This is a genomic window from Vibrio sp. V12_P9A6T4 (genome assembly GCF_963874835.1).
Taxonomy (GTDB): Bacteria; Pseudomonadota; Gammaproteobacteria; order Enterobacterales; family Vibrionaceae; genus Vibrio; species Vibrio anguillarum.
Map to the genome: position 1 here is coordinate 1 of NZ_CAWNJO010000058.1, position 26,176 is coordinate 26,176.

31 protein-coding genes are annotated in these 26,176 nt (G+C 41.3%); 15 read left to right on the top strand and 16 right to left on the bottom strand.

Features of this window, described 5'->3' with window-relative positions; genetic code table 11:
* Positions 1-113: 113 nt before the first annotated feature.
* From AACQ42_RS09420 to AACQ42_RS09430, 3 genes are all read right to left on the bottom strand, one after another.
* Entirely contained in the window at positions 114-743 is a 630-nt protein-coding gene (locus AACQ42_RS09420; protein ID WP_254918566.1) for a DNA-binding protein, read from the bottom strand.
* A gap of 236 nt (positions 744-979) precedes the next feature.
* The gene (locus AACQ42_RS09425) at positions 980-1,258 is read right to left on the bottom strand and encodes a single-stranded DNA-binding protein (protein ID WP_094165483.1); all 279 of its coding nucleotides are present in this window, start codon (positions 1,256-1,258) and stop codon (positions 980-982) included.
* Positions 1,259-1,270: 12 nt separating this feature from the next.
* Entirely contained in the window at positions 1,271-2,413 is a 1,143-nt protein-coding gene (locus tag AACQ42_RS09430) for a phage/plasmid replication protein, II/X family (RefSeq protein ID WP_094165520.1), read from the bottom strand.
* Positions 2,414-2,523: 110 nt separating this feature from the next.
* On the opposite strand from AACQ42_RS09430, the gene AACQ42_RS09435 reads away from it, so the two are divergent.
* Positions 2,524-2,979: a helix-turn-helix transcriptional regulator gene (locus AACQ42_RS09435; protein ID WP_094165485.1), complete on the top strand. Its 456-nt coding sequence runs from the start codon at positions 2,524-2,526 to the stop codon at positions 2,977-2,979.
* Positions 2,980-3,316: 337 nt separating this feature from the next.
* On the opposite strand, the gene AACQ42_RS09440 is transcribed toward AACQ42_RS09435, so the two are convergent.
* Together AACQ42_RS09440 and AACQ42_RS09445 are read right to left on the bottom strand one after the other, a co-directional pair.
* Positions 3,317-3,487 (bottom strand): YodC family protein, encoded by a 171-nt coding sequence (locus AACQ42_RS09440; protein WP_094165487.1) that lies wholly within the window; start codon positions 3,485-3,487, stop codon positions 3,317-3,319.
* A 251-nt stretch (positions 3,488-3,738) separates the two neighbouring features.
* Positions 3,739-4,101, bottom strand: a complete 363-nt coding sequence (locus AACQ42_RS09445; protein ID WP_094165489.1) for a DUF3693 domain-containing protein — start codon at positions 4,099-4,101, stop codon at positions 3,739-3,741.
* 229 nt (positions 4,102-4,330) lie between these two features.
* Between AACQ42_RS09445 and AACQ42_RS09450 the strand changes: the two genes are divergently transcribed.
* The 12 genes from AACQ42_RS09450 to AACQ42_RS09505 all read left to right on the top strand — a co-directional run bounded on the left by AACQ42_RS09450 (position 4,331) and on the right by AACQ42_RS09505 (position 13,111).
* Entirely contained in the window at positions 4,331-4,915 is a 585-nt protein-coding gene (locus tag AACQ42_RS09450; protein ID WP_094165491.1) for a 3'-5' exonuclease, read from the top strand.
* Positions 4,916-4,917: 2 nt separating this feature from the next.
* Positions 4,918-5,115 carry a hypothetical protein gene (locus AACQ42_RS09455; RefSeq protein ID WP_094165493.1) on the top strand — a complete coding sequence of 66 codons (198 nt, stop codon included), beginning with the start codon at positions 4,918-4,920 and terminating at the stop codon, positions 5,113-5,115.
* A complete protein-coding gene (locus AACQ42_RS09460) occupies positions 5,112-6,398 on the top strand; it encodes a replication initiation factor domain-containing protein (RefSeq protein WP_254918568.1) in 1,287 nt (428 codons plus the stop codon). The genes AACQ42_RS09455 and AACQ42_RS09460 overlap by 4 nt, the downstream gene beginning before the upstream one ends.
* Before the next feature lie 6 nt (positions 6,399-6,404).
* The gene (locus tag AACQ42_RS09465) at positions 6,405-6,770 is read left to right on the top strand and encodes a DUF1293 family protein (RefSeq protein ID WP_088728848.1); all 366 of its coding nucleotides are present in this window, start codon (positions 6,405-6,407) and stop codon (positions 6,768-6,770) included.
* Positions 6,770-7,000, top strand: a complete 231-nt coding sequence (locus AACQ42_RS09470) for a hypothetical protein (RefSeq protein ID WP_172859005.1) — start codon at positions 6,770-6,772, stop codon at positions 6,998-7,000. The genes AACQ42_RS09465 and AACQ42_RS09470 overlap by 1 nt, the downstream gene beginning before the upstream one ends.
* 29 nt (positions 7,001-7,029) lie before the next feature.
* Positions 7,030-7,248, top strand: coding sequence for a hypothetical protein (locus tag AACQ42_RS09475; protein WP_094165498.1), 219 nt, complete (start codon positions 7,030-7,032; stop codon positions 7,246-7,248).
* 134 nt (positions 7,249-7,382) lie between these two features.
* Positions 7,383-8,729 carry a hypothetical protein gene (locus tag AACQ42_RS09480; RefSeq protein WP_094165500.1) on the top strand — a complete coding sequence of 449 codons (1,347 nt, stop codon included), beginning with the start codon at positions 7,383-7,385 and terminating at the stop codon, positions 8,727-8,729.
* Positions 8,729-9,073, top strand: a complete 345-nt coding sequence (locus AACQ42_RS09485) for a DUF2523 family protein (RefSeq protein WP_094131635.1) — start codon at positions 8,729-8,731, stop codon at positions 9,071-9,073. Before AACQ42_RS09480 ends, AACQ42_RS09485 begins: the two co-directional genes overlap by 1 nt.
* A gap of 2 nt (positions 9,074-9,075) precedes the next feature.
* Positions 9,076-10,440 carry a zonular occludens toxin domain-containing protein gene (locus AACQ42_RS09490; protein ID WP_094165502.1) on the top strand — a complete coding sequence of 455 codons (1,365 nt, stop codon included), beginning with the start codon at positions 9,076-9,078 and terminating at the stop codon, positions 10,438-10,440.
* Positions 10,441-11,158: 718 nt separating this feature from the next.
* Entirely contained in the window at positions 11,159-12,217 is a 1,059-nt protein-coding gene (locus tag AACQ42_RS09495; protein ID WP_088728842.1) for an N-acetyltransferase, read from the top strand.
* Positions 12,195-12,599 (top strand): ASCH domain-containing protein, encoded by a 405-nt coding sequence (locus AACQ42_RS09500; RefSeq protein WP_094165504.1) that lies wholly within the window; start codon positions 12,195-12,197, stop codon positions 12,597-12,599. Before AACQ42_RS09495 ends, AACQ42_RS09500 begins: the two co-directional genes overlap by 23 nt.
* On the top strand, positions 12,596-13,111 hold the full coding sequence (locus AACQ42_RS09505) for an ATP-binding protein (RefSeq protein ID WP_088728840.1): 516 nt from the start codon (positions 12,596-12,598) through the stop codon (positions 13,109-13,111). Before AACQ42_RS09500 ends, AACQ42_RS09505 begins: the two co-directional genes overlap by 4 nt.
* A 24-nt stretch (positions 13,112-13,135) precedes the next feature.
* Here AACQ42_RS09505 and AACQ42_RS09510 read toward each other — a convergent pair whose 3' ends face one another.
* From AACQ42_RS09510 to matP, 4 genes are all read right to left on the bottom strand, one after another.
* A complete protein-coding gene (locus AACQ42_RS09510) occupies positions 13,136-13,501 on the bottom strand; it encodes a phage protein (protein ID WP_088728839.1) in 366 nt (121 codons plus the stop codon).
* Between the two features lie 154 nt (positions 13,502-13,655).
* Positions 13,656-13,991, bottom strand: a complete 336-nt coding sequence (locus tag AACQ42_RS09515; RefSeq protein WP_094165506.1) for a hypothetical protein — start codon at positions 13,989-13,991, stop codon at positions 13,656-13,658.
* A gap of 128 nt (positions 13,992-14,119) precedes the next feature.
* Positions 14,120-14,437 carry a DUF3634 family protein gene (locus AACQ42_RS09520; protein WP_094165508.1) on the bottom strand — a complete coding sequence of 106 codons (318 nt, stop codon included), beginning with the start codon at positions 14,435-14,437 and terminating at the stop codon, positions 14,120-14,122.
* 14 nt (positions 14,438-14,451) lie between these two features.
* Positions 14,452-14,901, bottom strand: a complete 450-nt coding sequence (gene matP / locus AACQ42_RS09525) for a macrodomain Ter protein MatP (protein WP_026027109.1) — start codon at positions 14,899-14,901, stop codon at positions 14,452-14,454.
* A gap of 164 nt (positions 14,902-15,065) precedes the next feature.
* Here matP and AACQ42_RS09530 point away from each other — a divergent pair, with 164 nt between their 5' ends.
* Positions 15,066-16,709 carry a S16 family serine protease gene (locus AACQ42_RS09530; protein WP_017044702.1) on the top strand — a complete coding sequence of 548 codons (1,644 nt, stop codon included), beginning with the start codon at positions 15,066-15,068 and terminating at the stop codon, positions 16,707-16,709.
* Positions 16,710-16,780: 71 nt separating this feature from the next.
* Positions 16,781-17,299, top strand: a complete 519-nt coding sequence (gene fabA / locus AACQ42_RS09535; protein ID WP_013856904.1) for a bifunctional 3-hydroxydecanoyl-ACP dehydratase/trans-2-decenoyl-ACP isomerase — start codon at positions 16,781-16,783, stop codon at positions 17,297-17,299.
* 135 nt (positions 17,300-17,434) lie between these two features.
* Here the strand turns inward: fabA and rmf are convergent, their stop codons facing one another.
* The 7 genes from rmf to pyrD form a co-directional block, all read right to left on the bottom strand.
* Positions 17,435-17,608 carry a ribosome modulation factor gene (gene rmf, locus AACQ42_RS09540; protein WP_010320553.1) on the bottom strand — a complete coding sequence of 58 codons (174 nt, stop codon included), beginning with the start codon at positions 17,606-17,608 and terminating at the stop codon, positions 17,435-17,437.
* Between the two features lie 169 nt (positions 17,609-17,777).
* On the bottom strand, positions 17,778-19,667 hold the full coding sequence (locus AACQ42_RS09545; RefSeq protein WP_094165510.1) for a DUF3466 family protein: 1,890 nt from the start codon (positions 19,665-19,667) through the stop codon (positions 17,778-17,780).
* 9 nt (positions 19,668-19,676) lie between these two features.
* Positions 19,677-21,593, bottom strand: a complete 1,917-nt coding sequence (locus AACQ42_RS09550; RefSeq protein ID WP_094165512.1) for an ABC transporter ATP-binding protein — start codon at positions 21,591-21,593, stop codon at positions 19,677-19,679.
* Positions 21,571-21,819 (bottom strand): glutaredoxin family protein, encoded by a 249-nt coding sequence (locus AACQ42_RS09555; protein ID WP_013856908.1) that lies wholly within the window; start codon positions 21,817-21,819, stop codon positions 21,571-21,573. Before AACQ42_RS09555 ends, AACQ42_RS09550 begins: the two co-directional genes overlap by 23 nt.
* A gap of 3 nt (positions 21,820-21,822) precedes the next feature.
* Positions 21,823-23,952 carry a bifunctional 23S rRNA (guanine(2069)-N(7))-methyltransferase RlmK/23S rRNA (guanine(2445)-N(2))-methyltransferase RlmL gene (gene rlmKL / locus AACQ42_RS09560; protein WP_094165514.1) on the bottom strand — a complete coding sequence of 710 codons (2,130 nt, stop codon included), beginning with the start codon at positions 23,950-23,952 and terminating at the stop codon, positions 21,823-21,825.
* A 476-nt stretch (positions 23,953-24,428) separates the two neighbouring features.
* A complete protein-coding gene (locus AACQ42_RS09565; RefSeq protein ID WP_010320557.1) occupies positions 24,429-24,971 on the bottom strand; it encodes a cell division protein ZapC in 543 nt (180 codons plus the stop codon).
* Positions 24,972-25,160: 189 nt separating this feature from the next.
* Complete coding sequence (gene pyrD / locus AACQ42_RS09570) at positions 25,161-26,171, bottom strand: quinone-dependent dihydroorotate dehydrogenase (protein ID WP_094132384.1); 1,011 nt, start codon at positions 26,169-26,171, stop codon at positions 25,161-25,163.
* Positions 26,172-26,176 lie beyond the last annotated feature (5 nt).

The window sequence follows — 26,176 nt, forward strand, 5'->3', positions numbered from 1 at the left end:
CCCTTAACGGCTCTCAGGCCAAAGGCAGACCCTCAACATAATTCATAACCATAATACGCACTTTAGTATTATTAATTTCAGTAAATTCAATGAAATAAAAATCACCATAAGTATTATCCCATACCATCAATTGCATCAGCTTGCCGTTTTTTATGACTAATATAGTCAGTTTTATCTAAGTACAGCCGCGAATGAAATTGGCAAACCTTTCTAACGTGACTATTGTCTACCTCAAACTTACGGGCTATCTCGCAGAAATTTAAACCCGCCTCGGCTAGCTCTCTAATGAGCTCAATATCCTCGTTAGAAAGCTTAACTGTTGGTGCCGTCTCTGCGATTTTTCGAAATGACACGCCAAGTTTACCAGCGCGAACCTTAACCGAGTCTCGACTACGGCCAAGAACCTGAGCAACTTCAGCAAATGACATTTTGTCTTGGTTGGCAATAATAAAACGATCTTCTTTTTTAGAGTAATGTGATTTTTCCCAGGACTTGTTATCCACTATCAATCCATCGCGTAAGAGTTTTTTAGAACGTGTAAAAACCGATTTTTTAGAGCGATTCAGTGCCTTAGCAATGTGTGTTAGTGGGATTTTTTGGTAGTTCTCAATTAAATACGCATCATCGGAGTCCGAATAAGGCTTATATCCTGCGACATAAGCCCCCTTTCGACCGTTAGTTATACGCTCTTCTCTCGAGACTTTAAAAAATGGATGCGTACAATAACTAGTGGTTTCTTTCATAGTGCTGAGCCGCTCTCAACAATACATGCAAAGGAACACGAATGAATGGCACCTCCTTGTCATCGTCTAAAAAGACTAAAAGCTGAACGTCTTCGTGACCTCTACGAGTAAACCTTGCCTTATGAGTTGGTCTAGATAACTGAAGTAATTCAAAATCACCTAAGCCGAGGTGATGAGTTTTGTTTGGGTCATATATCGATACGCTAGCCATAACGCGTCCTTATGTTTTAATTTTATTAATCAATATCTAATGGAGTAATCAATAAACCAAATCGTTTCAATTCCAAACCGCCGAAGTTATTAACAACATAACTAGAGCTATGTACGGTGTATTCTCCAGCGACATAAGGCGGTTGTCCTTCTTCTAGGGATAGTTTCATTTGAACCGGAAATTTCCCGCCTAAATAGGCATAAGCGGTTTGTTCATAAATAGTTCTAGAGGGTTTGCCTTCTTTACCCGGTATTGTGCGTGTTTGAAAATTCTCATTTTCTTTGAATATCTCAATTTTAATCATGTGGTGCTCTCTTTATGCTACAGCCTTAAACGGCATGATGTTAGATCTGGAAACAACAGGGAGTTGATACCAATCAGGAATGGAAAGTGCTTTTATTTCAATAACCTCAGAACGCTTGAGTGTTGGACACATACGGGATACATCGAATGGACGCGATATGTCGATACCAATTTGCTTTAGACGCCCCTTATGTTCATAAAATTGACGTTCAGAAAGCACATCGCGTAAGTGAGTGCCGTGTTGCCATAAGCTGAAATAACTCATGGTTAAGTTAGCTTTACGAAGCGTATCAACAGCGCCAGCCTCAACGAGTTGATGAGCTATCGATTGATGAGTGTCATGCGTTGCGTGTAGTGTCTTCATGGCGTTCTCGATGTCTGTTAAGTGTGCGTGAAAGTCTTGTTCTGTAACCAAGCCATAAAACTGTAAGTTATGACGTTTTAATAATTTTTGTCTTAAGCTGTGTTCTTCTCGTACAACGCCCTGCTCTTCGCAGTAAGCAATGAGTTGTTCCACATAGTGAAGTTGTTCTAGTGTTGTTCCGTCTTTTTTACGCTTGTTCTTTTTAAGGTGTTTCTTGAGTTCAAAAGCTTTGCAATAGAGTTTCGTCATCGCCCATTCCGAGGCCTCACCCCAGTTACATGTCATACCGTTTGGGTAGAGTTTTGGCTCACGGCCTCGGCCAATTTGCATCGAAGACATGCCACGAATAAAAGAAGCTTCCTTGCCTTGTCCTACCATATGATTTTGCGTCCAGTCGATGAGCGTAATTTCAGCCCCATCACCAAACAGAGAAGATGATTTACCGTCAGGTGTCTGACGATGAAATAAGCGAGTGTTTTTTGTAAATGCTGGTAAGTCATAACGGGCAAGAACGTGATTATAAATATCAACACACTCATCAAGCTTTTCTAAACCAAATAGGTTATCCATACGCTGCCAACGAGATGGATTACCCTCAACTCTGACGCGATTGCCATTACAGCGAATGGTCAATTTAGTACTGTAAGATCCTTCTAAAATCTTCTGGTTAACATTTGGCGGAAGCTTCTCGCCAGTCTCCATATCAATGCGCTCAATAACATGCGTCCCGACAAATGGAAGCCCACCGTCAGGATAATCTTGCTGCATGAAAAGCTGGTCAATGAAGAACACGAGAAACCCTGTCAAGTATGATTTTTCATACTTTAAACAATGAAAATATATATGTAAAGTGATAGCTATGAAAAACCATATGTATAATTGAAAAAAGGGACACCTAGAGAATGAAAATCATGCTTAAAGATGTATTAAAAGAGATGCGAGAGAGAGCAGGACTAAAGCAAAGCGAAGTTGCAGAACAAGTCGGCGTAACTCCGCAAACCTATATGAAATGGGAAAATGGCAAAAACGAGCCCAAAGCTAGCAACCTCAGAAGACTCGCTCAAATACTAAACGTTACCGAAATCGAGCTATGCCAAGGCGAGTTATTTTATCAAGATGGCAATCCTATTGAATTTATGAAAAAGGTGGCGCAGTACCAGAGATTGCTAGATGAGGTAAGCTTTACTTCTATTCTGTTTGATCATATTCAAGATAAAAGTAGATTTATCAATCACATGGATAAGGAGCTTAAAAAAACTCAAGGATTTAGTGTTGATGAAATTGATCGGATGACAAATGATGAGTTGTACGGCGCTGAAGAACATAAAAAAGCGATAGATAGAGATAGTTTTCTATGAGCTGAAAGTGCGGAATTCCGCAGTTAGTTCGGGTGTAACAGGAACCCGAACCGCTTCGCGGTCAAAAGTTCAGCAAACGCAAGTTATCCACAAACGTTTCAAAATGAGACAAGAGTACACTATTAAAGATAGTGTACTCGCCCTGCTTTCTCCTTCCTCCTCCTCCTCAGTCTTCGTCGTCGTGCGTCCGTCGGCATTGGGCGTCAGACACAAAAAACGGCAGTGGAAACTGCCGCGCGATTGGGTTTGTGTGGCGACTCGACAACGCGAGCGCTTGGCTACTCATTTTCTCTCTACACGCGAGCGTATAGCAGAGAAAATCGAGCTATGTGAATTATTAATCGTCCACAGACCAAGCTTCCACTGAGTGCTGTGGGAAAATACCATTTTTTAGTTCTTGATTCTTATCAAACCAATTACAAATAAGATGATCATCGTAGTTATAACCAATAACTGTCATTGCTGGGCCACCACTCTTAAGTATGACTGTATCACCGACATTAAACATTACTGTTGTTCTCCATATAAAAGTACACAATAAGTATATGGGTAAACACGCACTAAATAACAAGGCATATGAAGATTTTTAAGGCAGTGGAATGTGACAAGCTGCGTATTATGCAAATTATATTACGGGCTTCGATGGTAAAGCGATTCTCTATCCTAGTCATCACGGCCAGCATTGCACTGACCGGATATTGCCAAGTCTTTCGCCCACCCTTAACGGCTCTCAGGCCAAAGGCAGACCCTCAACATAATTCATAACCATAATGCGCACTGTAATATAGCTTCTTTAGGCGTGCTAATCGCTAACGCCAATGCTCCGCAACCCATTGATATTGTTCTTAATCCTAGCCCCTTGTGCTTTTTTGCTATGTGTTCCCATAGCTGTTTTATTCTTGGGTTTTCGTTGCGGTCTGAGTGACATCCTAGTAGCGCTAGCTCTGGGTCAATTCCTGCGCTTTCTGCGAGAAAAACTGCTTCTTCATCAGTCATATACCTAACACCATTCCTAATTTTACTTAGCTTCTGTGGTGATAGATTTAAGTCGTGTGCAATCTGCTTGTCTTGTACATAGTTTTTAGCCTTTTTATAGGCATCTAACAGTTCATTGGCATACATAGTCACCTCCATACTTTTCTTTATCATAGCTGTTTAATCCCCATTTTTCGCTATTTACAATCCCCATTAATGGCAACTAGAATCCCCATAAATCGGAATTTGAAGCTCTCTAAGACTAACCACATCGCTTATGCGTTCCGGACATTCGCCGAGAGCTTCACCCATTAGGCCGCTCTGGTCGCTCCCTAAGCTTCTGGGGTGGCCGCTCAAACAACTTTAGGGGGTTGTCATGCAAATACTCAATTTAGAAAACGCTGTTATTCTCGATACCGAAACCACGGGCCTAGATGATAAAGCACAAATTGTAGAAATTTCCGCTGTCTGTGCTCTTACTGGCTCTGTGTTGTTTAGTTCGCTTGTTCGTCCTCAGTGTTGGATACCTGCTGAGGCTACGGCCATTCACGGCATCACTAATTCTGATGTGTCTAACGCTCCTAGTTTTATTAGTATCCTTACGCCGCTTTTTACCGCCTTATTTGAACGTAACTTTGTTATTTATAACAGTGACTTTGATACTCGATTGTTTATTCAATCTTATGAATTAAACAAGCAAATGACCTCTAAATTTCATCGGTTTTACTATCACGTTTTAAAACAAAAGCTCATTGATTCTCGTTGTGCCATGAATTGGTACGCTGCATTTTTCGGCCAACTTGATGACTATCGTGGCGGTTACCGTTGGCAATCTCTTACCAACGCTTGCAAGCAACAAGGTGTTGACGTTTCAGACCTTAGCGCTCACCGCGCCTTAGCTGACTGCGAAATGACACGCCGCCTTATTCATGCAGTTAACGCAAAAATCGAGGCTCGTTAATCATGGCTGCTGAAAAAATCTACTACGACTTAATGCCTGACAACTCCGTATCTGTCTACATGTTCGGTGAATGGGATTATTTCAGCTCTTACTCTGGTCTCGTTAGCCACCTCAATTCTGAGGGCTTGTACTACAAGCTGGTTGATATCACAAACACCACACTGACCGAGCGTCTGGCTATCATGGGGATTGAATCATGAAATTCGCCTGTATGGACTGTAGTACTAACTACGAATCTCCGGTCAATTGCTGCTGTCCTGACTGCCGCTCGGGTATGCTTTATCAGCTTAATATGGACAACGTTCAGGTCTTCGGGAAAAAGTCACAAGGTCACAAAGTACAATCTGACTATGTGTATCGCCCTAAAAAATCCGGCCTACGCCCTGAGTTTGTTAACCATACCGTTAACGAATACACCTTTATCGAGGACTACGAGCAATCACCTGTGATTATCGATTACCTCTGTTTTACCGTTAAATTGGCTGACCTGCGCCACTGCAAAAAAGACGCGCCCTACTCTGGTATTCACTTTCCTGAGGCTCCTAAGTTCTCACAGCATCATGCGAAAACGATTGATGATATTGAGGCTTATAACTGCTACTTCCGTGAAGTGACAATGGATTACCTGCAAGAAACGTTAAGACGTTTTATTCAATACGTGCTTGGTTTTAACTACGGCTCACCACGTGGTAAAGGCTTCCAGTTCTACGAGGATTCGTTTGTTTTAACTTCCGAATATGGCGATGACTATTGCGGCCAAGTTGGGTTTGGCGGAAATCGCGATACTGTACATTTTCAGATTACAGGCCACGGCTGCAAGCATCTGTTTGCTAATCGCTCTTGTCGTTTCTTGCATCATTGGATTTCAACGGTTTTATGTTGTAAGCAACTCTCGCGTATTGATTTAGCCTTTGATGATTACGATGGTTTACATACTTGTGAGGCTGCGGAAAACGTTTCTCGTCTCGGTGGCTTTAAGCGTTCTCGTGGCTTCAGTCCTAAAGTCTCCAATGGTGATGAATGGGATTGGGACGAAAACGGCAATAAAATATTTTCTCGTGAAGAGCGCAATTTTGGCTCTCGTCAGTCGTTCGTATATTGGCGCGTTTATAACAAGAAATTAGAACGTAATATTACGGCTGAGGATTTTTCGTGGTATCGCTCTGAGGTTGAATTAAAGAAATGGGACACGGATATATTATTAAACCCTGTCGGGGGCTTTGTTGCATTAAATGCTTATGCCGCCTCTTTACTCTCAAATACCGTTGAGCCTGTAATAACAAAAACCAAATCTAGAAAGCGCGTTGCTTGTGATGTATTAGCTGCGTCTTATTGGGCTAAGCGACAATATGGCCGCTTGGTGAACTCTTTACTTGAACTTTATCAGGGCGACTTTGAAAAAGTTGTCACCACCTTGGTTAGGGACGATACGGTTTTATTGTATCCCTCTATGCACCGAAAATTAATTAATGCTTTGGAGTAAATTACTATGTCTCGTCCATCTATTTTTGTATTAGGTATTTCATTTTTCAAAAACGATTTTAAAGGCGAATTTGCACAGCTTAATATTTCGCGTCCTCTAAAGCCGCTTAATATTGATAACGACAAGTTTAAAATGACTCGTCGTACTGTTGGTGAATCGGGTGAAGTCTCCAAGTATGACCAGCCGCTAATCATTGACTTTAACTATGCGCTTGAGCTTGAGCGTGTTGGTGCTCTCGTTCCACGCCGTGAGTATGAAGTGGATTTAGGCTTAAATATGGATGACCCTCTTTCGGGCTCTATCGTCACGAAATTAATCCCAGTGGATGAAGAGATTAAAGCCCACTTTAAAGCGTGTGGTTTAATTAAATAATGTCTAACTGCGTAATACAATACAACGGCTATTTAATGCTTGCCCCTCAAGGGTTTGATTGTACTTACGTCATATTAACGCCTAGTGAGTTGGAACAATTACAAAGCAATTCACTCGGTTCGTTAACTATCGACCCTCAATTATACGCTGACGTTAGCGGTTATTTATTATTAGCTTTCGTCTCTGGCCATGTTTTGGGTCGTGTTTTAAAAGGCCTCGGTCGAGGTTAATCATTAACTTAGTAAAGAGAGTAAATACTATGAAATTTATCAACGTCATGAAAAAACACGCCACAAAAATTGCAACTGGTGTTACTGCCGCTGTAGCTTCTGCAAGTTCATTCGCTGTTACTGTTCCAGAGTCTATCGAAGCGGCTGTTACTTCTGGCCAGTCAAACTACAGCCTTGTTGTTGTTGGCTTAATTACAATGGCTGCTGTTGGCTTTGGTCTGCGCATGATTGTAGGTGCAATGAAATAACATGTTAGAACTCGTTTCGGACGTCATCACTGTTCTTATTGCTCTTTCAACTGGTGGGGCGTTCGTTTACGGGGTCTACACTGGTATCAACGCCTCCTGATTGGGGGCGTTTTTTCTTACTTCTGGGGGGTTACATGCGTAGCGCAATCAATACCGCTCTTTTTATTCTCTTCTTACTGCTCGCGTTCCTGACCTCCGTTGCTTCTTATGCTGACGAACCACTTTGCCCAGTGGGTATTACTACAGGCTCTAAAACTTGGACGTGGTCGCAGTACGGAAACAATCCTTATATTTGCGTTCGTTCTTGTACTTATGCTGTTGTCGCTTCTGTTTGTACCGATACTCTTGATGCTTGTTCATCTGACTTTATTTCAACGGGCGTTGTGTGCAATAAACCCGACGGTATGATTTCTGGTGGTTCAGTTCCCGAGCCTCCTACGCCTGAGCCTCCAAATGTAGTTGCACCGATTATTAACGCTATGCCTGACAACGTTCTATCTGGTTTTGACTATGGCAAATCATTTAAGTCTATCGCTGGCGTTACTGGTCTTGGTGTCCTTAAGCTTCATGAAATGCGAGAATCTCAATTAGAATCAACTCGTGATATTTCTGCTATTAAGGGGGCGACTCAGTCAACCAATACTTATTTAAATTCACTAAAAACAACTCTTGGGTATATACAAAATAACTCTGAATTAAGCGCCCAATACAATCAAGTTACGGCTGACTGGCTAGGTCGAATATATAATAGTGGTTCTACTGGTGGCGGCGGTGGTCTTACTGATGAGCAATTCAATAGTTTTATGGGTTCGATTAGTGGCTTGAATCGTTCTATTTATTCTGCTGCGGATGGCACTAACACCACTTTAAATGGAATAAAGGACGTTGTTCGTCCGTTGGGTTGGAAGCTAGACCAAACCAATTCACATTTAAGCGATATGGTCAATAATATGGGTATGATGGCGGGTGGTTTGCGTGACCAATCCATTGCTAATACTGCTGATATTGTTTCGGCTATTAAATCTAGTGGTGGTACTGGCGGCGGTGATAGCTCCTCCGTTGTCGAAGCTCTTAATGCTCAAACTGGTGAGATTAAAGGCAGCTTAGACGCTCTATCTGATGCGCTCTCTACTGGCTCATATGTTAGTCGTGAGTTCAAAGGAAAGGTCGATTTTGATACTGTTGGCCTTTATAAGCCTGATTTGCTTGAGTCAGTTCTTGCTGATACTGAAGAGTTAAAACAGCAATATGAGCAACAAATTGATGAGTTTAAAAAGATATTTAGCTTTGATGTGTCGCAATTAAACACAGGCCAATATAAAGAGCATTCACTAGATTTTGTATTACCCAATGGCAAACAATTAAATTTAAAGTCCGGCGTATTGCCTGCTTTTATTGACCAAGCTAATTTAATTGCTGCTGTAATCTTGTTTATTGCATCAGTTATTGCAGTCAAAGCAATTCTAGGGAGTCGTAAATAATGGAATCATTATTATTAATCGTTCAATCAATCGGTGATTTCTTTCAGACTATCATTGATTTCTTTTTGAACATTCCTGATTATTTCGAGCAACTAACCATTTTTATTAATGCTTATTATATTAAGTTGAAGTTGAAATGGATGGTTTATTCTTTGGTCTTTGCTTATAAAACAGCATCTTATTTATTGAATGATATTGGATTTACTCAAATCATCATATTAACGTTTAATGCTTTGCCTGATGAATTACGTTTTTATGCTTTCTTATTTAAAATACCGCAAGCGATAAATATCATATTTACAGGCTTTACCACTGCGTTTGTTATTTCGGTATCGAGGTTTTAACGATGGCTATCACGATTAGAACTGGCCCGAATGGCTCTTATAAATCCGCTTATACTGTCTATTTTGTTATCTTTGAAGCCTTAAAGGCGGGGCGCGTTGTTGTCACTAACATTGAAGGGATGCAACCGCTCGATGTTATTCAAAAGCGCCTTAATATTGAGTTTCCATCTACTACTCGTCTTATCCGTATCTTCTCAAGGGATGCAAAAGGGATTGAACTCTGGCAACACTTTTTCTGCTGGTGTCCTCTTGGCGCACTGATTGTTATTGATGAGTGTCAGGATATTTTCTCTAAAAACATTGGGTTCAGGATGGATAAAGTTTTCTATCGACCTTTATCTGAGTTTCTCCCTAATTTACCTAAAGATTACGAATCATTTTTTTACTCTCGTTATACTCCGGCCGATATGAGTCAACTTGACGCGGCTGAGGTTGACGACCGAGGCCAAGCGGAATATGACGACCAAGGCCGTATCATTTACCCATTCTCGTTTAACGAGGGCTTTATGCGCCATCGTAAATACAACTGGGATATTGAGTTGTTATCGCCTGACTGGGGTCAAATAGATACTGCTATCCGCGCATGTTCTGAACAATGTTTTCTACATAAAGGACGTGATCAATTCTTCTGGGCAAAGCGCAAGCCTTACATCTACAAGCACGCTAAAAACTCATCAACGCCAGTGATACCAAAGAGCAAAGACCCTAATCTTATCAAGAAAAAAATTCCACTCGATGCGTTCTTGCTTTACAAGTCAACAGCGACGGGTATTGCTCGTGCCTCTGGCGCTCTCAATGTGTTAGCGAAAAATCCGGCACTCATTGCGGTTTTTCTAATTATCATTTTAGGCATAGGATACTTAACGTATGGTTTATCCCGTCTGGTTTTTGGTTCTTCTTCGGAGATTCAGGACGCGCAATCGAACTCGACTCAATCTAGCGTTTCTCAATCGTCCAATGTCAGCAATAAAGCGGATTCTTCGCCTAATTCTTCTGTATCTGATGGTAGGAATAGCAATACGGCTGTTAGTGGTTCCGGTGGTCCATCTGGTTCTGGGCGTTTAGATGGTTTACGTTCGATGCTCGGCCTATATGATATTCAAAACTTGTACTACACGGGCCATACCACAAAAAAAGGGCCAAATGGTTTCAAGTTCTTTATTACGCTTGAGGCCAAAACACCCGAGGGAACGTATTATTTTGATGATACGTTTCTCGCGGCCAACGATATCAAATATGCTCACTATGATGATTGCTTGCTCAAGCTGACAAAAGACAACATGAATCTAAACGTATTTTGCAAACCGCGCGCACTGGATGCGCCAGTTCCTGAACGCGCTGAAGTCAAACTCAACTCTATTTTTTAAGAGGCCGCTTAGCGGCCTTTTTACTGCCAAGCGATAAATGACATACCAACCCCGTAGGGATAAGAGAGCGCGTGAGCGAACGATGCACCAAGCCGCCCGACTAGGGTTAGTGGTTCTCTAGATTCAATCGGCGCGGTTTCTAACTGCCTATGCTTATCGACATGCTGCCACCCTTCATCCTGCTAGAACATCCCCTCGCAGAGCCTCACCGCATCAGTGGGGCTTTATGCCACTGCAACCCTATGGACGTTCAGCGTTGGGGCTTTGCGAGTGTCGAGCAATGCCCTTGCCTCTTTTATACAGGATCATTTATTGAGAGTTAGGATCTTTACTCGAGAGAGAGCGCGGACGACGACGAGGACTGAGGAGGAGGAGCGAGAGCGAACGAGAACCCCCGTCTTGTACTACGGGGGTACTTTCCACCTAACTATCAGGCTTCGCAGTGATTTTGCTCTAAAACCTCTTTATCTAGAAAGAAACAACCTGAAGACTGAAGGCGATTCAGTTACACATGAAAACCTTAGATAAGAAACCATACTCGATTTAACTTCTCTAATTCTGAGGTTCTCGTTTAAATATGATTTAACACTCACATATTTAGTTATAGGGATTTAAAACATATGGACATGATTGCACTGCAAAGATAAGTTGCATGCTGTAAATGTGGGTTTAGTCTGTTGATTTCCCACGATGTTCATTGTTTTAAAGGTATATACTAATGGAAAATCTAATTTATCAACCGTTCTCAGATATCAATATTAATGACAATTTTTTCGCAACTCTAAAAGCAGATTATCAAGAGTTCCCCGATTGGTTTGCCAAGAAAGCGCTATCTGGAGAAAAAGCATATGTTCTTTACAATCAAATTGGATCAATCGAAGGTTTCATGTATCTAAAAATAGAGAGTGGAGCTGTTTTAGATACAACACCAAACCTTCCGAATGGATTACACCTTAAGATTGGAACATTTAAATTTGATGCGGCAGGGACGAGACGTGGAGAGAGATTTGTTAAGAAAGTATTCGATCATGCCATTAAATTTAACGTTGACGATGTTTATGTAACGATTTTCGATAAACATGCTCACCTCATTACACTAATGCAACGCTATGGTTTTCAGGTAATTGGTTCTAAATTAACTCCAAACGGCACTGAAAATGTTTTGTTACGAGACATGCGCTTTTCTAATAACAACATACTTACAGACTATCCGAGATTTAACATTCGTGGTAACAATAAGTATTTGATGTCCATATATCCAGATTATCACACAAGAATGCTTCCAGATTCGATATTACACAATGAATCCCATGATATAATTCAAGATGTATCTCATACAAATAGCATCCATAAGATCTATCTATGTGCCATGGAGCTTGTATCTGAATTTAAGCCGGGAGATGTCATCGTTACCTATAGAACATCAGATGGGACAGCTCCCGCTCGATACCGTTCAGTAACGACTTCTGTTTGCATTGTCGAAGAATACAGAAATATTGGTGAATTTCTCACTCTTGATTCATTTTTAGCTTATTCGGCTTCTTACTCTGTGTTTTCTATCGAAGAACTAACAGACTTTTACCGTTCAAAACGCTATCCTCACATCATACGATTCACGTACAATACCGCGATGGCAAAACGTGTGATTAGAGACCGACTAATTAGAGAAGTTGGTCTTTCTGAAGGTGCATACTGGGGCGCAATGAAGTTAACCGATGGCCAATTTAATCACATGCTTGATTTAGGTGAGGTAAATGCAAGTTTTATTATCAATTAAGCCCGAGTTTGTGGAAAGGATCTTTACTGGCGAGAAAAAATTTGAATACCGAAAAGCGATATTTCGAAGAAACGACGTAGAAAAAGTAATCATATATTCTACTCTGCCAGAGGGGAAAATAGTCGGTGAATTTTATATCGATAGAATCTTAACAGATACCCCACAAGAAATTTGGAACCAGACACAAACTAAGTCTGGCATCAATAAGCAATTTTTTGATGAGTATTTCGATGGTAGATCTGAAGCATATGCAATTAAAATTGGTACTGTAAAAAGATATGACAACCCTTTTCGATTAGACAAAATGAGAAAGAAAGTGTTTGCTCCTCAATCATTTAGGTATTTATCGAGGGATCATTTTCCGGAGTTCGCATCTGAATGAAAAAAGTGATCTTTATTTCTGGTGTGCATGGAGTTGGTAAATCAACTTTGTGCAGCCAGATAAACAAGCATATACATATAATGGCTTATTCCTGTAGCGACCTTATAAAGGCTAATTCTTCTTACATAGAAGCATCAAAAGTAGTCGACAAAGCTGAGGCCAATCAAAAGGCTCTTATCACAGGGTTATCAACAATCAATGATGAGAAGATTCTCTTAGATGGTCACTTTTGCTTAATCGGCCAAGATGAAACTATTATTGAGTTGGATTACCAAGTGTTTGAACAGATAAATCCTGATGTGGTCGTGAATGTAGTCGCAGATGCAAAAGAAATTCATCGAAGATTAATGTTAAGAGATGACACTTGTATTTCTCTAGAACTAATAGATAAATTACAAAGACAAGAATCTCGCAATTCACATGAGTTCTGTTTTGAGCGTGGCATTGCAATTGTTGACTATTACTCAGGAGACAATGTTTCTCATCTACTGAAGCAACTGAATCTAGCATAAGGGCTCTCCCGAGCCCTTTATTTATCACTTTATTTTAGCAATTGCCCTAGCAAATTTAAGAAGCTTTGTTGTAGTTAGCAACTCTAATTCAGATTGAATTTGCAATAGTGCTATACCTGCTAAAATTTCTTGAGGTGTCACAAACTGCCCTGTCGGCAATTCCATTCTGTTATAGTGCATTTTGAATTGCTCCCAGGTTGTGCATGAACTGAGTTCGCGGCCTTTCGCCATCCTCATTAGCCGCTTACACTCCCTTGGTATCTCTTTTCCTCTATCCCAACCTTTGACCACACTCACACTTTTAAAACAAAGTTTAGCGGTCTCTTCTTCACTTAATTTGCACTCAAATTCACGAAAAACAGAGTTTTTGGTCATTTCGTGATACTTCATGGTGATATCTCTCAGAAACGAGAGATATTATAATTAATGCGTATGCAACTGTATTAACCATAACCGCAAATAATACGCACTTTGATTTATAAACCATCATAGCAATTGAAACCATACATCCAAATTTCCATTTCACAGTGAAATCACACCTTACTTATAACTCTGCTGCATTGATTTGTATCCGTATGTATTTCTCTGGAACTTTATATTTAAATTTTTTGCCTATCTTGATTTTAGATTTTGCTTTCGCGCAGATTTGGTAATCACCGTTTGTCCCAACACCTACAATTTCTGCATAACTTTGAACATGCTTCATTTCGATCATCACGTCACAATATCCATCAAGCTTAGATCTATATTTTTTAAGAGCTTTCAGCGTTTGCTGTTTTATTGATTTCGCGACAGGATTACTTTCTGAATCGTCGGCATAACCCTTTGAACAGAAAACTACTATCACTAACGAAATGATAACTACATAGATTTTTTTCATCGTCGAGAACCTTTACAGAGACTTCCATCATGATATCAGTGAGTTATAAATGGACGATGTGTAAAGTTAATCGTTTCGACGATGTTCGTTTTTTAATGAAAACAATCTGTAACTTAAGAATGGCAGACTCAATGTGACTTCTTGGTTCGTTGCTCTTTTGTATGAAATCCCTGATGAGGAAAAACATTGCGAATACGCTGTTGAATTTTTTTAGGTACGTCTTTAGAAAAAACCAACTTAACACCCGTTCTCTGCTGGTAAACTTTTAGTTCGCCGCTCAAGCCTGTCTTTTCAGCAATCTCAGTCACATTATGTTTAAAACTTGGAGGGAAATGACCTTTAACTTGTGCTATGACACCATCTTTGAATTTAACTCTCAATACAGGCCGATCAACAGCGACTAACCAAAAGATAACTGCAGCAGCAGCCAGAATGACATACAACATTTTTATCTCCTTTCTTATTCAGACAGTAATTTACTTAAATCTTCTTTTAAACTTGAGACAGTTCTACTCGCTTTTTCGCTACGAGATGCTTCACTTAACAGGTATTCAATCGCGTCAGACAAAGTGCAACCAAGCTCATTGGCTCGATATGATAGTTTTTCCCACACTCGATAATCGAGATCGATAGATTTCTTTCTGGTGTGTAGTTGCTCGGCATTAAAGTGGCGTTTGCGTTTGGCTCTAATTGCTTGCTTGAGTTTATTACTCAGTTCAAGTGACATGTGCTGATCAATCCACCCAAGAACCAGATTGGGTTCATGCTCTATTTTTTTTAACTGTTCAATTGCAGCTAGAGCTTCACTTTTGTCTACATAACGAGTGATTGTTTCGCCATCCTTCCACTTATTAATTAAGTATTGCCACTTCCAACCCGATTCCAAATTTTCAAGCTGTTGATATTTCATAACGTAAAATCCATGCCAAGTTAGGGTGACAGCGTAACCCACCATCGTTCAGAGTTCAATTTTTGGATTCAAAAAAGCGAACAAGATCAAGCATAATAATGGAGCTGTTAGACATTGCTATTTTTCTATATAATCTGGCTTCTTTTAATAAACACTAGATTTCAATGACTCAAAATATTTGGCGTTCAGTCACACCTCAGTATGATCAATTCCACTCGCAACTAGCTCAGTACCCTAGTCTATCTCCGGTAACATTACTCGACACACAGCCCAGACTAGCAACCGCTATTCAGCAGTTTGTTCAATTGAAAGGTTTTACACGAGTGATGTTGATCAACGCGCCAGATAACTCAATCTATCGTCAATTAGTCAGTCAAAAACTTCAAGTAATAAAGCCAAACTCGCACGTTATTTGTACGGAGTCCCTCGATATGGGGACTATCTTTGGCCAATACCGCGCTGAAAATGGGCTTATCACCAGCGAAATTCCTGGTTTATTGGATAAAGCCAATGGTGGTTATCTTCTGATCTCCGCTAATATGCTGTTGGCTAATCCTAAAATGTGGCCATTATTAAAAGCGGCAGTATTAGGCGAAGATGTAAGCCCCATTAATTGTGATGCTAAATCACCACACCCCTCACCAATCTCTAAAAGATATGAGGTCAAACTGATCATTTTAGGTGATAGGAACCAGTTAGCCGATGTCGACTATTTGGATGCAGACGTCCGCTCAAGCTTTTGTTTCTACACCGAATTAGAGTTGGACCTGAAAATTGATGAACAGTCGATATTGACCTATCTCGCTTATTTACGTTGGATATCTGAAGAATACCAACTCCCTACACTGACTGAAGATGCCATTCCTGCTCTTATGACCGCAGGTGCCCGTTTCACGGAAGATCAACATTACACACCGTTATGTGTAATATGGCACAGAACACTCATAGAAGAAGCGGCCTTAGAGTCAAATCAGTATCCGATTACTAAATCTCATATCGAAAGTGCCTTAGACAAACGCTATTATCGAGAGTCTTATCTGCAGCAACGAGCACTCGACGACATACTTGATGGACAAGTCATTATTGAAACTCAAGGCGAACAAGTCGGCCAAGTCAATGGATTAACGGTGATCGATGTTGCTGGCCATCCTCTTTCCTATGGTGAACCAGCTCGTATCTCATGCGTTGTGCACTTTGGTGATGGTGATATTACCGATGTCGAACGCAAAGCCGAGCTCGGTGGTAATTTGCATGCAAAAGGCATGATGATAATGCAAGCCTTTGTAAGTAGTTCAATGAACCTTGACGCACCGCTTCCCTATTCTGCTTCGGTTGTCTTCGAACAATCATACAGCGAAGTGGATGGCGACAGTGCATCACTAGCCGAGTTATGTTCTTTAGTAAGCGCTTTATCTGAACATCCCATTAACCAACAAATCGCTGTGACAGGTGCGGTTGATCAATTCGGGCGAGTCCAAGCTGTTGGCGGGCTAAACGAAAAAATTGAAGGCTTCTACCATGTGTGTAAGCATCAGGGATTCACGGGTGGACAAGGCGTCATTCTACCAAGAACAAATCTAAAACATCTTGCGCTTCATAAAGATGTAGTCAATAGCATTAAAAATGATGAATTTCATATTTGGCCAGTCGCTACAGTTGATGAAGCCGTACCGATCCTTATGGGTGCGTCATTCAGAGGCGATGACGAAGAAAGCATCATTAATAAAATTGCTCAACGTATTGAAAACTTTGAAAGGCATGACCAATCACACAGTATTGCAGAGCGCATTAAAAACTGGTTTGTGTAGCACTGATCGGAGTTGTTTAGCGTACACGTGTTCCCTAATATGCACCCTATCAAAAATTGGAGTAACTGATAATGCAGAATAAACGAGATTCATATAATCGTGAAGACTTACTAGCCTCTAGCCAAGGTGAGCTTTTTGGGCCTGGCTACCCTCAATTACCAGCGCCAAATATGTTGATGATGGACCGCATCACCAAAATGTCAGAAACCGAGGGCGAGTATGGTAAAGGCCTTATTCTTGCTGAGTTAGATATTACTCCTGATCTATGGTTCTTCGATTGCCATTTCCCTGGCGATCCTGTAATGCCTGGCTGTTTAGGTTTAGATGCGATGTGGCAATTGGTTGGTTTCTTCCTTGGCTGGGTTGGTGGCAAAGGAAAAGGCCGGGCATTAGGTGTTGGTGAAGTCAAGTTCACAGGTCAGATCCTACCAACAGCAAAAAAAGTAACTTACGAAATCACGATGAAACGGGTTGTTAACCGTAAACTTGTAATGGGCCTAGCTGATGGTCGCGTTCTTGTCGATGGCAAAGAGATTTACGTTGCAAAGGACTTAAAAGTAGGTCTTTTCCAAGATACTTCTGCTTTTTAATGACGTTAAATTATTCATAAGCGACTCATAGAGTCGCTTTTGCTCATCAAAACACTTAGTTATAGTGCTTTAGTGTGACTTGAATACTAAAAAGCCCCTTCCGGGGCTTAAATCCTTTTGCATGTATGTGGGAGTTTATTTGTAGAGACCAGCTTGTTTGTCATCTCTGGCATCGCGCCAACCACCTAGCCAATATGAACGAGCGTCCGTTTGTTGATAAGGGCAAGCCTCTACGGAACGTCCGTTTAAGCCAGCTTTATACCCATGAGACTGTGCTCTTTCAAGGCGATCACGCTTTTGTCTCTTCATCATAGTGTAGTCCTCATACAGTAACTTGTGTCTTACATACAACTATTAAATCTACATGGCATATCTGTTACGCCACAATTAAGAATTGCTCAAAAATTCGACTTTCTCAAGTTACAAAAAAGGCGCAGATTCTAAATTGTGAACTTGCGCCATTCTTTACACTATTTAATTATTTTCTGCGGAACCCAAAGAGAGCAAGTAGTGTCAGAGTAATCCATCCCATACTACCGCCTTTACGTTCAACGGGCGGAAGTGCCGTGCTGCGGACTTCAATATCGCTAGCCGCCGCGCCAGCAATCGGGATCAGTTTAATCGCGACAACGCTTTCACTTCCAGAAGTACAGTATGAGTTATGGGAGAAATCGTCATAGCCACCAGTACATTTAAATGCACTTGCTGCAATCACACCATCATCATTGATATCTGAGGCTTCAAAAATACGGAACTGGTTGTTATGTTGTGAGTAAGACCCACCGTTGGTTAGATCATCTAACCACCAACCTTGGTTCTGGAACAATGCCATTCTTGCTGCATTACTCCCTGTACCGTTGAAAGGATAGATAAAGCCACGATGACGACGTTGTTTGCCTCCATCTTCACGACCTTTTTCTGCATCGATTTGACCGACAATTTCATTGAAATTGTTGATCGCTTTCGCTTCACCGCCAGCACCAGTAAAGAAAATTCCACCTGATAGATAGTTAGCTACAGGCGTTCCGCTATTGGCATCCGACACAAAAATACGGTTTGCTGCTGCGCCGCTTTCAGGTTTATCGCCTCGACGTTTTGTTTCACCGATCACGATTAAATGGTTATTAATATCTGTCGCTAATGAGTTGGAGTAAATCACATCTCCATCCACTTTCAGTTCTGTGCCAGTAATAACCTTACTACTCCACATATCATGCTTAGGAGTTGTTACGTCGTAACTTGCATTAGGATAGAATACTGTTGCTTGCATTCTAAACACATTATCATCGCGATAGGTATTAAAACCAGCCATAACTGGCTTGTTAGCGTAACTGCCAGATGTAGGAACAGCAGCGCCTCTTACACTTGCTTGTGCAGAGTATCCGCTACGGTTTGCTTCAACATCACCGACCCACCCTGTTACACGGTAACCCGTCGAGATAGATGCTGTATCCCACATATAAGCTTGCGTTGCAAATGCAAAATTTTGACACTGACGAGTTAACTGTGGATCGAGACCATCACTCACACAAGTGTTAACATCGCCATTGTAGTCTTTGTTATCATCATCACCATTACCCGTTAAATAAGGGCTAACTGATGCACTACCAACCACGAAATTATGGGTACCATCATTGAATACATCATAAGCGAACGTCCGACCCATTTTTTCAACAATTTTATTATTTGTGTCTTTGACAATTGTGGTGTCTGTTGGTGGATTTAAAATATTGCCATGATAAAAACCACGTTGACGGTAGCCTAGAGCGTAATTACTCCCAGACTGGGTGTAACCGCTGCTCGTAATACCAAAAGCAGAAGTACCGTCTAACCCAGTTAAAACGGTATTCTGAGTATTTGCAATAGAGCCAAAAGTCAAAACAACTTGCGATGAATTAACAAAGGCCGCTGCATTTTGTAGATAACTACCATTATCCCAAGCATCACGCTCACGTTTCAAACCGCCAGTTTCAACATTGTTGTACTCAAAACCATGCCATTGCTTATCAGCCCATGCCTCACAAGTAGAATAACCGAGTTCGTTAGAGCAATAGTTTTTGAGATCATCAATATCCTGATAAACAAAACGATTATCCATTTTGAATGGCACTTCATCACGATAGGAAATGCCATCAGAACCATTGAGCGTATCGCCACCAAACGCAAAAGTATTACAGCTATTTCCGGCCGTAAAACATCCAAGAGGATTTGCTGAAAGGTTATCTTTTTGTATTGCCCTTCCATAATATTCATTAGCGACTAAGTTACCGGGTGTCACTTCTACAATTTGGTAAAGTGCAGCATGAGCTTGAGTGGCAGCCAGAATACTGGCCGCAATTACGGTGATTTTAAATGTTTTACTACTCATTAATAATCTCTAACTTTCCTGTTGCATTGCTTCGAGCTCTTCCCAGCGCTCGAAAGCAATTTCAAGCTCCTGCTCTTTCGCAGTTAACTTATCTAAAACGGGCTGTGTTTTATCTGCTGATTGCATGAAAAACTCAGGATCGTTCACTTGCTGTTGAAGCATTTCAATATCATTCTCAAGTTGCTCTAACATTGCGGGCAACTCATCCATTTCTCGCTGCAGTTTATAAGATAACTTTTTAGGTTTTGTCTTAATTGGCGCTGTTTTGAGAGTTTCCTCAACCACTTTTTCTTTATTGCTGACATTTTCAGCAACTCGTGACTGCAAAACCTGAGCTCTTTGTTGCTGAGCATCGTGATAGCCTCCAACAAATTCTTCAATTTTGCCATCGCCTTCAAAAATCCAACTCGTTGTTACAGTATTATCAACAAATTGACGATCGTGGCTGACAAGCAGCAATGTGCCTTGGTAATTGGCAAGCAAATCTTCTAAAAGTTCCAAAGTTTCGATATCTAAATCGTTGGTTGGTTCATCTAAAATCAATAAATTATTCGGTTTGAGGAAAATACGAGCAAGCAACAGTCTGTTTTTCTCACCACCAGATAGCGCTTTTACTGGCGTTCTCGCACGTTTAGGGGCAAACAAGAAATCTTGTAAGTAGCTTAATGCGTGCCGTGGGCGCCCAGCCACCATCACTTCTTGTTTTCCGTCAGCTAAGTTGTCAATTACCGACTTCTCAGGATCGAGGATCTCACGGTACTGATCAAAATAAGCAACTTCAAGTTTGGTACCGCAATGTAATTTGCCACTCTGAGGTTGTAAATCACCCAACAGCAGTTTCAGCAGCGTACTTTTACCGCATCCGTTAGGGCCAATAAGTGCAATGCGATCACCACGCATGATATTGAAACTGAAGTTCGAGACAATGTTTTTGCCATCAATGCTATAGCTAATATCCTTCGCTTCGAAGACAATTTTTCCTGAACACGCAGCGTCATCGATTTGCAAGTTTGCTTTGCCCTGTACCTCACGGCGATCATTACGCTCTTCTCTTAGCTTCTTGAGTGCTCTTACGCGCCCTTCGTTACGAGTACGACGCGCTTTGATGCCTTGGCGAATCCAAACTTCTTCTTGGGCCAATTTCTTATCAAACTCGGCATTTTGCATCTCTTCTACGCGCAAGGCTTCTTCCTTGGCGACAAGGTACTGATCATAATCACCAGGAAACGAGCTGAGTTTACCGCGGTCAAGATCAACAATGCGCGTCGCCATTGAGTGGATGAACGTCCGGTCATGCGATACAAAGATGATCGAGCCTCTAAAATCTTTCAAAAAGCCTTCGAGCCATTCGATGGTGGTTACATCAAGGTGGTTAGTCGGTTCATCAAGCAGAAGGACATCAGGATCACACACTAGTGCTCTTGCAAGAGCCGCTTTACGCTGCCATCCACCGGATAAATCCGTTAGTTTGGTGTGGCCATCCAGTTTCAACGCCGCCAGAACATTTTGGATACGTTCTTCAAAACGCCATGCCCCTGTATGCTCTAGCTGCTCTTGAATACGAGATAACTTATTGATATTACTTTCACTTGGATCGATAACGATGAGATCTAAAAGATCTTGATAGATCTTTAGATACTCACCAACTTCCGCTAATCCACCAGCAACATAATCAAAAACGGTGCCAGCTTCATCTCTAGGCGGATCTTGTTCTAATCGAGAAACAACAACATCTTGTTCTATCTGCATTTTTCCGTCGTCCATGATGATTTCTCTCGCAAGAACTTTCATCATAGTCGACTTGCCTGCACCGTTTCGGCCGACGAGACAAACTCGTTCATTTTCTTGCAATGCGAAATCTGCATGATCGAGTAATGGGTGGTCACCAAATGCTAATTGACCGTTATGGATGGTAATTAATGCCATTATTTTCTAACCAATGAAGTAATGTTTGTTGGTCAAAGGGCCAGCTCAGTTCGGATTCTTGGTATTTAAGAACCGGAATAGTGACCCCGTAACGAGAGAAGAGCGCATCATCAAATGCAATATCAACAAGTTGTACTTGTTCAGCAATGTTTGCCTGCTGAACAAGCTGAAATGCCATCTCACAGAGATGGCATCCTTCAGTACTGTAAAGCGTGAACAACTTCATTCCCTATTCACTGCATGCATGGGAAATCGTCCAGCAGTTATGGATCTGTTTGTTACGTTCAAAATCCAGTGGTAATGTTTGTGCTGAAATGTTTTGAGCAACTAAACCAAGCTCAGCTAGCGCTTCTAAATCCATTTTAAAATGTCGTTTATTGTTTGAAAACACAATCGTACCTTCTGGACGTAGGATACGTTTTAAATTTTCCATCAACTTAATATGATCGCGTTGCACATCAAATGTGTGTTCCATACGTTTGGAATTTGAGAATGTCGGCGGATCGATAAATATCAAATCAAATTGTTCTTTGGCAGTCTCTAGCCATTGCACACAGTCGGCTTGTTCAAAGCGATGCTGGTGTCCAACTTGACCGTTGAGCTTTAAGTTGTCTTTAGCCCATTCTAAATAGGTTTTAGACATATCAACCGTCATGGTTGATTTTGCTCCACCGCAAGCGGCATGAACGGTTGCAGAGCCGGTGTAAGCAAATAGATTGAGGAAGTCTTTACCCTTTGCCATTTGCCCTAAGCGACGACGCGTCAATTTATGATCAAGGAATAAACCCGTATCGAGATAATCATGTAAATTGACAATCAGTTTAACGCCATACTCGTTCACTTCCATTGTCTCAGAAATTTGCCCTAATTTTTGATATTGAGAGCGCCCTTTCTGTTTTTCACGAACTTTGAGTACCACTTTATTTGCTTCTGTTCCGGTGACTTGAATCGCGGCACGAATGATATCTGTTAAACGGCGTTTCGCCTTTTCTTCTGGAATATCTTTAGGTGCGGCGTATTCTTGGATCACTAGGTGGTCGAGATAAACATCGATCGCAACATTGTATTCAGGCAAATCAGCATCATAAATACGATAGCAATCTAGTGATTCACGTTTCGCCCACTTACCAATTTTCGCAATATTTTTCTTTAAACGATTCGAAAAATCAGGAGCGATCACCGATTCTTGAGAAATAGACGCTCCCGGTTCTACCGTGCGCAATGAAATTGAGTAGTTCTTTTGGTGACAAGGTAACGCACCGTTATTTAACTTAAACTGCTTTTCAGCGCGCATACGCAAACAACTGAGTAATTCGTCAGAGCTTGAGAAAATCGACGCTTGGCAACCGCCAAATTCAGCCTTTAATTGCCCACCAAATGCCGTGTATAAAGCAATCAAACCAGGATGTGTACCTAAACGTTCACCATAGGGTGGGTTACAGATAACCACACCATCCTCAAACCCTTCAGGAAGTTTGATCAGTGCCGCATCACCTAGCTGGAAGGTAATCAGTTCTTCAACCCCTGCGCGGCGAGCGTTATCTTTCGCTGTCTGCAGCACTCGTGCATCGTTATCAAAACCAAAGAACTTACAGTCAACTTTCTTGACACCACGTCTTGCTTGAACATTGGCCTCTGATTTTATTTGCGCCCACAGTTCTGCATCAAAATCCTCTAAAGCTTCGAAACTCCACTTTGGACGCTTGAGACTAGGGGCCATACCAGCAGCCATCATGGCCGCCTCAATGAGCAAAGTACCAGAACCACACATTGGGTCGAGCAGTGGCTTCGCTTCACTCCATCCACTACGCAAAATAATAGCCGCTGCTAATGTTTCACGAAGTGGTGCTCGCCCCGCTTCGGTACGGTAACCGCGCTGATGTAAACCACCGCCCACCATATCAATCCCTAAAATGGCTTTATCTTTATGCAAGCGTACATGGACACGAAGATCTGCATGATCTTTATCGATCGAAGGGCGCGGTAAGTTCTTTTTGGTGAAACAGTCGACAACCGCATCCTTTACTTTCATCGCACCGTACTGACTGTTGCGGATTTCGTTATTTGTGCCGTTGAAGTCGACAACAAACTTTTTCGAACTATGAAAATGATTAACCCAGTTCACTGAACTTGCCGACAAGTAAAGATCCATATCATTTTGGCAGGTAAATTCAGAGAGGACGCGAACAAATCTTGATGCTAGACGGCTCCACAAACAACAGCGATAAATCTGCTCTTTCGACGCTTTAAATTTTACCCCGGCCTGCACGGGTTTTGCGTCCGTAATCCCTAATTTGGTTAGTTCTTCAACTAATAGGTTCTCAAGACCGTTTGAGGTAACCGCTAGATATTGATTCATACTGCTCTTTTACTGATAAAAATGACCACGCATTATACCTGACAATCCCACGCTTGAGTAAAACAAAGTGTCTCTTTCACCTTCTCAACCATTCAATTGCTTAACTACTCGCCAATTTTACAAATAGACAAGCTTCGAGCATTGCAAAAACATCTCACTAGATATAGCAAGGCCTACGGGATAAGTGAGTATTTATTCACTGCATAATTGGACTATACCAGATTGATTTTTGTAGTGTAAATTAATTACAAATGAGCTAAAAATGGGAATATGTCGGCCATTTCTAGCAATGTAGACACTGTTTATAACGTCACTTTTGAAGAAAAAAACATCAGAATCCTGAACAAATCTCACATTTAAGATCGAATTCAGACGGATAGGATTGAGTTGGGGAAAAGCTCTAGGCAAAAAAAATCGGCTATTAAGCCGATGGGAAATGAAACAAAGGAACGAAACGTTGTGCTATTAGGGAAAAGTTAACTCACAAGAGCAACGTGCTCTTCGAGCAAAATATGATTGGCGCAAGCCATACGGTCATGCATAACCTTAATGACCTGTCCGAATTCCAGCTGTTTGGAACCATTCAGTATGAACGCATCCAAATCGACTAAGGCGCAAAGACTAGCGCAGTCCCCTACCTCAAGTACGATGAAATAACCTTGGCTGTAGCCGTTGACCAACCGAACAATGTCACCTTCACTCGGTTCAAAACCGTAGCCTTGATGATCAAAAAACCAACTTTTAGGCTGGACAGGTTTATGAAAACGCTTAGCGGCAACACAATAGAGTGCTAATTCGGCTTGTCTTGGCTCACTTAAACCTAAATAGGCAATTTGCTCTTTGTAGGTTTGGAAAGCACTCGCATCATCGACTGAAAAATGATTCTCAGCAAAAGCACAATCGACGAGCAGATTACGGTAAAGATTGGTCTTAAAAACCATCTCATCACCAAGGTACAACATCAGGCAGCTTTCGCTATCTGAATAATACCAACTCCATTTGTCACTTGGTTTAAGCATCGTTCCACTCTCTAATTTTAATGAATTATCAAACTATTAGGTAAAACGCTTAATTACCTTTGCCAGCTAGTGAATGTAATTTTAAGAACAGAAATATAAAAAAAAAGAGGAAATGAATAACTCATTCCCTCTTACTTTGACCCAGTCACTTTTTATTTTTCTGAGTAAATACCTTTAAATCGCACTTATTTATAGGTTCTTGACAATATCTCTCACTAAACCTGGGCCGTGGTAAATGAATCCTGAATAGACTTGTACTAGTTTCGCGCCCGCCAACATTTTTTCTTTTGCAGCGATACAAGAATCAATACCACCCACTCCAATAATGGGCAGCTTATCACCCAACTCTTGGTACAAGCACTTAATCACTTCAGTACTTCTTGATTGAACAGGACGGCCACTTAACCCACCCGCTTCATTCGCGAATTTCATACCTTCCACCAGCGACCGATCCAATGTGGTATTAGTCGCGATAACGCCATCAATACTATGCTTGAGTAACGATTGGCAAATTTGTTTAAGTTCGTCATCAGAAAGATCGGGAGCGATCTTTAATGTTAGCGGAACGTATTTATTATGCAGCTTAGCCAATTCAGATTGCTTCGCTTTCAGTACGGCAAGCAAATCATCCAATGCCTCACCATATTGTAACGTTCGTAACCCAGGAGTGTTGGGGGATGAAATGTTCACTGCTATATAACCAGCATATGGGTAGACTTTCTCCATACAAATAAGATAGTCATCTGCCCCATTTTCAATCGGTGTATCTTTATTCTTTCCAATGTTGATACCGATAATGCCGTCATATTTAGCTTTCTTAACGTTCTCAACTAGGTTGTCGACACCTAAGTTGTTAAAGCCCATTCGATTGATAATACCTTCCGCTTGGATCAAACGGAATAAACGCGGTTTATCGTTACCAGATTGAGGACGTGGAGTCACGGTACCAACTTCGACAAAACCAAACCCCATTGCACCAAAAGCTTCTATGCATTCCCCATTTTTATCTAGGCCAGCGGCCAAACCTACAGGGTTTTTAAAAGTTAAACCCATGCATTCGACTGGGCGATTGGGTAAGTGTTGACGATAGAAGAGATCAAGAGGAGTGCCTGTGAAACGTTTAAAGTTTTCAATGGCGAGATCATGTGCCTTTTCGGCATCAAGTTGAAAAAAGCCAGTCCTGGCTAAGCGGTAGAGCATTGTGC